The 8,835-nt window shown below is 63.1% G+C and carries 8 protein-coding genes; 6 read left to right on the top strand and 2 right to left on the bottom strand.

Features of this window, described 5'->3' with window-relative positions:
• Nucleotides 1–137 precede the first annotated feature (137 nt).
• Nucleotides 138–932, top strand: coding sequence for a methyltransferase domain-containing protein (locus B4E36_RS10300; protein ID WP_292055549.1), 795 nt, complete (start codon nucleotides 138–140; stop codon nucleotides 930–932).
• Here B4E36_RS10300 and B4E36_RS10295 read toward each other — a convergent pair.
• Nucleotides 913–1,683 carry a RibD family protein gene (locus tag B4E36_RS10295; RefSeq protein WP_292055548.1) on the bottom strand — a complete coding sequence of 257 codons (771 nt, stop codon included), beginning with the start codon at nucleotides 1,681–1,683 and terminating at the stop codon, nucleotides 913–915. The genes B4E36_RS10300 and B4E36_RS10295 overlap by 20 nt on opposite strands.
• A 19-nt stretch (nucleotides 1,684–1,702) precedes the next feature.
• Nucleotides 1,703–2,887 (bottom strand): UbiH/UbiF family hydroxylase, encoded by a 1,185-nt coding sequence (locus B4E36_RS10290; RefSeq protein ID WP_292055547.1) that lies wholly within the window; start codon nucleotides 2,885–2,887, stop codon nucleotides 1,703–1,705.
• 193 nt (nucleotides 2,888–3,080) lie between these two features.
• On the opposite strand from B4E36_RS10290, the gene pcsA reads away from it, so the two are divergent.
• The 5 genes from pcsA to B4E36_RS10265 all read left to right on the top strand — a co-directional run bounded on the left by pcsA (nucleotide 3,081) and on the right by B4E36_RS10265 (nucleotide 8,687).
• On the top strand, nucleotides 3,081–3,830 hold the full coding sequence (gene pcsA, locus B4E36_RS10285) for a phosphatidylcholine synthase (protein ID WP_292055545.1): 750 nt from the start codon (nucleotides 3,081–3,083) through the stop codon (nucleotides 3,828–3,830).
• A 161-nt stretch (nucleotides 3,831–3,991) separates the two neighbouring features.
• The gene (locus B4E36_RS10280; protein ID WP_292055544.1) at nucleotides 3,992–5,554 is read left to right on the top strand and encodes an ABC transporter ATP-binding protein; all 1,563 of its coding nucleotides are present in this window, start codon (nucleotides 3,992–3,994) and stop codon (nucleotides 5,552–5,554) included.
• On the top strand, nucleotides 5,544–6,656 hold the full coding sequence (locus B4E36_RS10275; protein WP_345900309.1) for an ABC transporter permease: 1,113 nt from the start codon (nucleotides 5,544–5,546) through the stop codon (nucleotides 6,654–6,656). Before B4E36_RS10280 ends, B4E36_RS10275 begins: the two co-directional genes overlap by 11 nt.
• Nucleotides 6,653–7,570, top strand: coding sequence for an ABC transporter permease (locus B4E36_RS10270; protein ID WP_292055542.1), 918 nt, complete (start codon nucleotides 6,653–6,655; stop codon nucleotides 7,568–7,570). Before B4E36_RS10275 ends, B4E36_RS10270 begins: the two co-directional genes overlap by 4 nt.
• A 40-nt stretch (nucleotides 7,571–7,610) precedes the next feature.
• Nucleotides 7,611–8,687, top strand: coding sequence for a BMP family ABC transporter substrate-binding protein (locus B4E36_RS10265; RefSeq protein ID WP_292055541.1), 1,077 nt, complete (start codon nucleotides 7,611–7,613; stop codon nucleotides 8,685–8,687).
• Nucleotides 8,688–8,835: the final 148 nt, after the last annotated feature.

Raw genomic sequence — 8,835 nt, 5'->3', positions numbered from 1 at the left:
GCCGAAGCCCTCGAAAGGATGATCACCGACAAGGCGCTTCACGCCGAAATGGCGGCGGCGGCCCGGCGCGCGGGCGAAAGGTTGCCGGGATGGGATGATACGGCGCGTACCATTTCCGAGGCACTGGAGGCGATCGCATGAGCGGCTTTGAAACCGAATGGCTGACGCTGCGCGAACCGGCGGACAAAGCCGCCCGCGCCCCGGCTCTGATCGACAAGCTGTCGCGCTATCTGCAGGCCATGCCGGCGCCGGCGATTGTCGATATCGGCTGCGGCACGGGCTCGACATGGCGCAGTCTGAAAAGCCATGTGCCGGAAGGCACAAGCTGGCTGCTGCTTGACCATGACCCGCTTCTGCTCGAGCAGGCGGAGAACACTATCGGTGGCGAGGCGGCGGTCGCCTTCCGTCAGTTCGACCTCAACCACCTTGAGCAATTGCCGCTGGAAGGCGTTTCGGTGGTGACGGCCTCGGCCCTGTTCGATCTGGTTTCGGAAGACTTCTGTGTAGCTTTCAGTGATCGAATCGTCGCTCAAGGCTGCGGTCTTTATGCGGCGCTGAACTATGACGGCATCATACGCTGGACGCATCGTCATCCGCTCGATGACGATATGGTCGAGGCCTTCAACCGCCACCAGAAGACCGACAAGGGCTTCGGCACGGCGCTCGGGCCCGGGGCAAGCCCCTGTCTGCATCTTTTGCTGGAAGACGGAGGATACCAGGTCGATGTGATGAAGAGCCCATGGTTGCTGGACGGAAAGGACGCGGCGCTGCAGAAGGCCTTTCTGTCAGGATTTCGTCGGCCCTTGCTGGAAATGTCGATGCATGGCGAGACCGAGATCGAGGACTGGCTTGCCTTCCGCCTCTCCGCCATCGCCGCGCCGGAAAGCCGATGTGAGGTCGGTCACACTGATCTCATTGCCCTGCCGGTCTGACAATTGGCTTGAGCGGGCAATCGAACAGGATGTCGCTCCCCAGACTGTAGATCTGGGCCTCTGGCCGGAGCGCGCTCGAAAGGCGCTCGACCGGGGAGAGGGAAATTCCGCTCGGACCCGATCCGATGATCAGCGGCGAAACGGCGACATGCAGCCGGTCCACCAACCCGGCCTCGATGAAGCGGGCAATCGTGCGCGCGCCGCCCTCGACCAGCACGCGCCGCAGGCCGAGTCCGTAAAGCGCCGTCAGCATCTCCTGCGGCGAAAGCCCGTTTCTCTCGGGGCGAAGCCGGATGATTTCGGCATTCGGAAGATCGTTGCGACGGGCCTCGGCGCTCTGGAAAACGATGACCCGCGCGCCGCCGTCTTGGAACAGACCTTCCGGTCCGCTCAGCCGCGCATGGCAATCGATGACCACGCGCACCGGGTCGGGCCCGTCGACGAGGCGCACCGAGAGGCGCGGATCGTCGCAACTGACGGTGTTCTCCCCGACAATCACGGCATCGACCAGTGCGCGACATCGATGCAGGTGCGCCAGCCCCTCTGGCCCCGAAATATCGCGCGCGTCGCCCGAAGGCGTCGCCACGCGCCCGTCCAGCGACTGGCCGACCTGCGCCAGAACGAATCGCCCCGAGGCGGCGATGGGCCCGTAGAGCGTGCCTTCGGGCCCCGGCGGCGGCGCGCTGCCTTCGCGCACTGCAAGGAGCTGCCGCCAGGTTTCGTCGCTCATATTGATCGGGTTTACTGTCACGGCGTCCTTTGGGTGCTTGTCAGCTTGCAAACAGCGCCTTGATGCCGCGCATCGGCTGCACGCCCTCGCGCATGGCGAACTGGCGCAGCGGCGGCACGGCGGAGAGCACGTAGAGCCCGGCCGAGCGCGCGAGCTGTGCCGGCAGGAAATCGGCCAGAAGCGAGCGGTTCAGAAGGTCCACGCTTGCCGTCCGGCTCCAGACATCGGACTTGCGCAGGAAGTCGTAACGCTCGCCGGTGCTCGACGAGATGGTCGAGCCGTCAATGCCGTCCAGCATGCGGGAAAGCCGCATGATGTCGCGCAGGCTGAGGTTCAGCCCCTGCGCGCCGATCGGCGGGAAGGCATGCGCGGCCTCGCCGACAAGCGTTATCCGGCCCTTGCCGAAACGGTTTGCAACCAGCGAGGAGAGCGGCCACTTCTGCACCGAGCCGTCGATCTTCACCGCGCCCAGCAGGAATTGCATGCGCTCCTCGATCGCCGCGGCGATTTCCTCCGGCGGTCGTTCAACCATAGCCTCCGCGTCGGCCGATGCCATGACCCAGACGAGGCTCGAACGGTTGGCCTCCGGCAGCGGCACCTGGGTGAAGGGACCGCCGCGGGTGTGGAATTCGGTCGAGATATCGCCGTGCGGCAGGCCGTGCTCGAAATTCAGGACGACGGCGGACTGTTTGTAAGTCCATTGGCGGGTGCCGATATCCGCACTCTCGCGCACTTTGGACTTGCGGCCATCGGCGCCGACGACCAGCTCTGCATCGAGGCTTTCACCGGAGGCGAGCGTGATCGCGACCGCATCCTTGCCGATGTCGATATCGCTTGCCGCTTCCTTGAAGTGCGTGATGTTAGCCTCGTTCTCGACGGCTTGCGAAAGCTTTTCGACCAGTACCGTGTTCGGAATATTGTAGCCGAAGGCCTCCAGATCGATCTCGGCGGAGCGGAAGCTGACGGTCGGCGCGCGCAGCAGGCGGCCAGTGCCATCGATAATCCGCATGGTCTTGAGCGGGGCCGCCCCGGGCTTGATATCCTTCCACAGGCCCAGCCGGTTGATGAAGGCGATGGAGTGGTCCATGAGCGCGGTGGTGCGGTGGTCGCCGCCGCTTTGGGCGGGCGCCACCAGGGCGACGTCGCGTCCTGCACGCGCCAGCGCCAGAGCCGTAATCATACCGGCGGGTCCGCCGCCGATCACTGCAATTTCATGCACCGCCATAATCGAGCCTCGTCATTTGTTGTGATACCGATATAATGCGGCAAGGCTGTTTCTGCTGCGAAAAATTCTGGAAAGCCAAGATTTTTTTCGCAGGAAGCATCGATCTGGTGCATTCTGGACTGAAATTCGGTAGGCATGCCGGATCGTCCGGCGGAACAGGCCGGCAACGCACGACGCAGCAAACGGATATCGAATGGGATTGTTCAGTCAGCGAAAAGTGCCATACGCGGAAATCCGGGCGTTTTCCGTCCATATCCTGACGGCCTCGGGCTCGTTCCTGGCCTTTCTCGGGGTCGTGGCCGCCGCCGAGGGGCGATTCGTCTCGATGTTCTGGTGGCTCGGGCTGGCGCTGCTTGTCGACGGCATCGATGGCCCGATCGCGCGGCGCCTGAGGGTTTCCGAAGTGCTGCCGAGCTGGTCCGGCGTCATGCTCGACAACATCATCGACTATGTCACCTATGTCCTGCTTCCGGCCTTTGCGCTCTATCAGTCGCACATGATCGGGGAGCCGCTGTCCTTCGTTGCCGCCGCGCTGATCGTGGTTTCCAGCGCGATCTATTACGCCGACAGCGGCATGAAGACCGGCGAGAACTTCTTCTCGGGCTTTCCGGTGGTCTGGAACATGGTGGTGTTCTCGTTTTTCGTCATTCAGCCGTCATCGCTCGTGGCGATGGCGATCGTGCTTTTGTCGGTGGGGCTCACCTTCGCCCCTGTGCAGTTCCTGCATCCCGTCCGCGTCAAACGCCTGAGACCGCTCAATCTGATCGTCTTCGGCATCTGGTGCGCAACCGGGTTCTATGCGCTGATTGCGTCCTTCGACGCGCCGAAACTGATCGAGGCGCTGTTCGTCGCCAGCGGCATCTATCTCTATGTCATCGGCGCGGTGTTGCAGTTCCTGCCCAAGCTGGGCGCGCGGGCCGCGGAAACGCGCGCCGAATTCTGAGCGAAGAATCTGTTTGCGGAGCGGCCAAAACCGTTGCGCATCGACCGGGGTTTGTGCTTCATTTATACGCAGGGCAGGGGAAGTCCTAATTTTTAGTCAATCCATGGCGGGCAGGGCGCGCATATCGCGTCCGGGTGCAGTGCCGGCGGCCGGAGGGCGGTTTGGACGAAGTAAAGAAACCGGCGGGTCAACCGCTGTTGGCGGTTTCCGGTCTCACGAAGTATTTCGGCACATTCGCCGCTTGCGACGGGATCGACCTCGAAATCGACAGGGGTGAAATCCACGCCCTGCTTGGGGAAAACGGCGCGGGCAAATCCACTCTCGTGAAAATGCTGTTCGGCGTGCTGGAGCCCTCGGCGGGCCAGATCGTCTGGCAGGGGGAGCCGGTGCGAATCGAAGCGCCGGCCCATGCGCGCAAGCTTGGCATCGGTATGGTTTTCCAGCATTTCTCGCTGTTCGAGGCGCTGACGGTGGCGGAAAACATCGCGCTCTCGCTCGATCCGGGCATTTCGCTGGCCGAGATTTCAGACGAATCGCGCCGGCTTTCGGTGGAATACGGCCTGCCGCTCGACCCGCGCGCCCATGTGGCCGATCTGTCGGTCGGCGAGCGCCAGCGCATAGAAATCGTGCGGGCGCTGTTGCAAAACCCCAGCCTCATCATTCTGGACGAGCCGACCTCGGTGCTGACGCCGCAGGAGGCCGACCGGCTGTTCGAAACACTGAACAAGCTCAGAGCCGAGGGCCGCTCGGTGCTCTACATCTCCCACCGGCTGGAGGAGGTGCAGCGGATCTGCGACAAGGCGACCGTGCTGCGCCACGGCAAGGTGACCGGGGCCTGCACGCCGCGCGAGGAAACGGCGGCTTCGCTTGCGCGCATGATGGTGGGCGGCGAGGTCTCCGAGATCAAGCGGCCCGAGGCCATGACCACGGGCCGGGTGCTGCTCGAGGCCAAGGGCCTGAACGCGCCATCGCGTACCCCGTTCGCAACCGCGCTGAAGGATATCTATCTCGAGGTCAAGGCCGGCGAGGTGCTGGCGATCGCCGGCGTTGCCGGCAACGGCCAGTCGGAACTGTTCGACGCGCTCTCGGGCGAATACCCGGTGGCTGACGGACAGAGCGTTCTGATCGACGGCAAGCCGGTTGGCTCCAAGGGCATCAATTTCCGCCGGGCGCTGGGCGCGGCCTTCGTGCCGGAGGAGCGCCACGGCCATGCCGCGGTGACCAGCCTGCCGCTTTCCGAAAATCTCGTGCTCGCCCGCAACGAGGCGGAGGCCGGAATGTTTCTGGCGGGCGGTCCGCTGAAGATGATCCGCCGGGCGGTGGCGCGGGCGCGCACCGGCGATATTTCCAAATTCATGGATGTGCGCAAGAGTGGCGAGGATCCGACAGCCGGCTCGCTTTCCGGCGGTAATCTGCAGAAGTTCATCGTCGGCCGCGAGCTGGACCGCAAGCCCAAGGTCATCATCGTCAATCAGCCGACCTGGGGCGTGGATGCCGGTGCTGCCGCCCATATCCGGCAGTCGCTGGTCGATCTCGCCCGCGCCGGTTCGGCGGTGCTGGTGATCTCGCAGGATCTCGACGAGATTTTCGAGATCGCCACCCGGATCGCCGTGATCTCGGAAGGCAGGCTTTCCGACAGCTATCCGTCGGAGACGATGACGCTGGAGAAGATCGGCCTGCTGATGGGCGGCGTCCATGGCGAGGAGACGGCCGATGCGCATTGAACTTGAAAAACGCCCGGGCGCCTCGCGCCTGTTTTCGCTGCTGTCGCCGGTGATCGCGTTTGCGCTGACCGTGGTGTTCGGGGCGATCATGTTTCTGGCGCTCGGCAAGGATCCGCTGGAGGCGCTCTACCAGTTCTTCATCTGGCCGCTGTTCGATGTCTGGTCGCTGCATGAGCTGATGATCAAGGCAGCACCCCTGATCATGATCGCGGTCGGCCTGTCGGTCTGCTACCGCTCCAATATCTGGAATATCGGCGCCGAAGGTCAGTTCACGGTCGGCGCGATCGTGGGCTCGATCGTGCCGGTCTATTTCTACCAGTGGTCGTCGCCGCTGCTTTTGCCGATCATGCTGTTGATGGGTATTGCCGGCGGCGCGCTCTACGCCAGCATTCCCGCGCTTTTGAAGAATTATTTCAACACCAATGAAATCCTGACCTCGCTGATGCTGGTCTATGTCGCCCAGCTTTTCCTCGACTGGCTGGTGCGCGGGCCGTGGCGCAATCCCGAGGGCTATAACTTCCCGCAGACCCGTGACTTCGTCGACGCGGCGACGCTACCGGAAATGGTGGCTTCCGGTCGCGCCCATTACGGCTTCGCGCTGGCCATTCTGGCAGCGCTTGCAGTGTGGTTCATGATGCGCTTCACGCTAAAGGGTTTCGAGGTCAATGTGATCGGCCAGTCGCAGCGCGCGGGGCGGTTCGCGGGCTTTTCGTCGCGGCGCATGGTGTGGTTCTGCTTCCTGCTGTCCGGCGGTCTTGCGGGCCTTGCCGGCATCAGCGAGATTTCCGGCGCGCTCGGCTATCTGCAGCCGCAGATCTCGCCGGGTTACGGCTTCACCGCGATCATCGTCGCTTTTCTCGGCCGCCTCAATCCGCTCGGCGCGATCGTCGCGGGTCTGGTTCTGGCGCTGACCTATATCGGCGGCGAAGGGGTGCAGTTCACCATGGGCGTCTCCGACAAGGTCACGCGCGTGTTCCAGGGCATGCTGCTGTTCTTCGTGCTCTCCTGCGATACGCTGATCCTTTACAAGGTGCGCGTGATTTTTGCGGGCAAATCGTCCGAAGCGCCGCCCGGCCAGCCTGTTGAGGAGAAAGCGTCATGATTGTCGAAGCCATTCTGCTCACGATCATCACGGCCTCGACGCCGCTGGTTCTGGCGGCAATCGGCGAACTGGTGTGCGAGCGCGCCGGCGTCCTCAATCTCGGCGTTGAAGGCATGATGGTGATGGGCGCGGTCGGCGCCTTCACCGCGGCGCATGCCACCGGCTCGCCCTGGATCGGCATGATGGCCGGAATGATCACGGGCGCTGTGTTTTCACTGCTGTTCGGTTTCCTGACACTGACGCTGGTCGCCAACCAGGTGGCGACGGGTCTCGCGCTGACGATCCTGGGGCAGGGGCTTTCGGCGATGATCGGCGAGGGCCTGGTCGGCAGGCCCGGCGTCAAGATGCCCTCGCTCGATATACCGGTTCTGTCCGACATTCCCGTCATCGGGCCGCTGCTGTTCGACCAGGATATCTTCTTCTATCTCTCGATCGCGATCGTGGCCGGCGTTTCCTGGTTCTTGTTCAGGACCCGTCGCGGACTGGTGCTGCGTTCGGTCGGCGACAACCATGCATCTGCCCATGCGCTCGGCATCAATGTCATCGGCATTCGCTATCTCGCGGTGATGTTCGGCGGCGCCTGCGCGGGGCTTGCGGGCGCGCAGCTATCGCTGGTCTATACCCCGCAATGGTCGGAGAACATGGCGGCCGGGCGCGGCTGGATCGCGCTTGCGCTTGTGGTGTTTGCCTCCTGGCGGCCCTGGGGCGTGCTGGTCGGCGGCTATCTGTTCGGCGCGGTCACGATCGGCCAGCTTCACGCCCAGGCCTTCGGCATTGCCGTTCCGTCGCAATTCCTCTCGGCGCTGCCCTATGTGGTCACCGTCCTCGTGCTCGTCATCATCTCCCAGAACCGGAGGATGACGCTCATCAATACGCCCGCTTCGCTCGGGAAATCCTTTGTCCCGGATCGCTAGGCGGATTAGACTGAACCCTTCAACCCAAATGAGGTGAACGATGAAAACGCTGAACTTCGCACTGGCCGCCTCGGCGGCGATTATCGCCGGGCTTTATGCAACCGGCGCCAGCGCCCAGGAAGACGTCAAGGCTTGCTTCGTCTATGTCGGCTCGGCAACCGATGGCGGCTGGACCCAGGCCCATGATATCGCCCGGCAGGAGCTCGAGGACACGCTCGACATCGAAACCGCCTATATCGAAAACGTGCCGGAAGGCCCGGATGCCGAGCGCGCGATCGAGCGCATGGCGCGTTCCGGCTGCACCATTGTCTTCACCACCTCCTTCGGCTTCATGGAGCCGACGCTGAAGGTTGCTGCGAAATATCCGGATGTGAAGTTCGAGCACGCCACCGGCTACAAGACAGCCGACAATGTCGCGACCTACAATTCGCGCTTCTATGAAGGCCGCTATATCTCGGGCGTGATCGCCGGCTCGATCTCCGAATCCGGCATTGGCGGCTATATCGGCTCGTTCCCGATCCCGGAAGTTGTCATGGGCATCGACGCTTTTCAGCTCGGCGCGCAATCGGTCAACCCGGATTTCAAGACCAAGGTGGTCTGGGCCAATACCTGGTTCGATCCCGGCCGCGAGGCCGATGCCGCCAAGGCGCTGATCGACCAGGGCGTCGACGTTCTCGCCCAGCATACCGATACTACCGCGCCGATGCAGATCGCCGCCGAACGCGGCATCAAGGCGTTCGGACAGGCCTCCGACATGATCGAAGCCGGGCCGGAAACCCAACTTACCGCCATCATCGACACCTGGGCGCCCTACTACATCAAGCGCGTCGAGGCCGTTCAGAATGGCACCTGGGAATCCGAGCAGAGCTGGGATGGCCTGAAGGACGGCATCCTGACGATGGCGCCCTACACCAACATGCCGGATGACGTGAAAAAATTCGCCGAAGAGACTGAAGCTAAAATCATTTCCGGCGAACTGAAGCCCTTCACCGGCCCGGTTACCCTGCAGGATGGCACGCCGTGGCTTGCCGAAGGCGAAGAAGCCGACGACGGCACGCTGCTCGGCCTCAATGTTCTGGTCGAAGGCGTCGAAGGCTCGCTGCCGAAATCGGAATAAGGGCTCCTTGCTGTCCCCACACTCCGCGTCATCCTCGGGCTTGACCCGAGGATCCAGGGCCCCATGACGTGGGCTTTTAAACAGTCTTTCTGTTCAAAGGCTCAAGCGGAATGGATGCTCGGACCAAGTCCGAGCATGACCCCTGTGG

Origin of the sequence: Martelella sp. UBA3392 (assembly GCF_002358775.1) — a bacterium.
Taxonomy (GTDB): Bacteria; Pseudomonadota; Alphaproteobacteria; order Rhizobiales; family Rhizobiaceae; genus Martelella; species Martelella mediterranea.
This window is presented reverse-complemented; position numbering and strand designations above follow the sequence as displayed.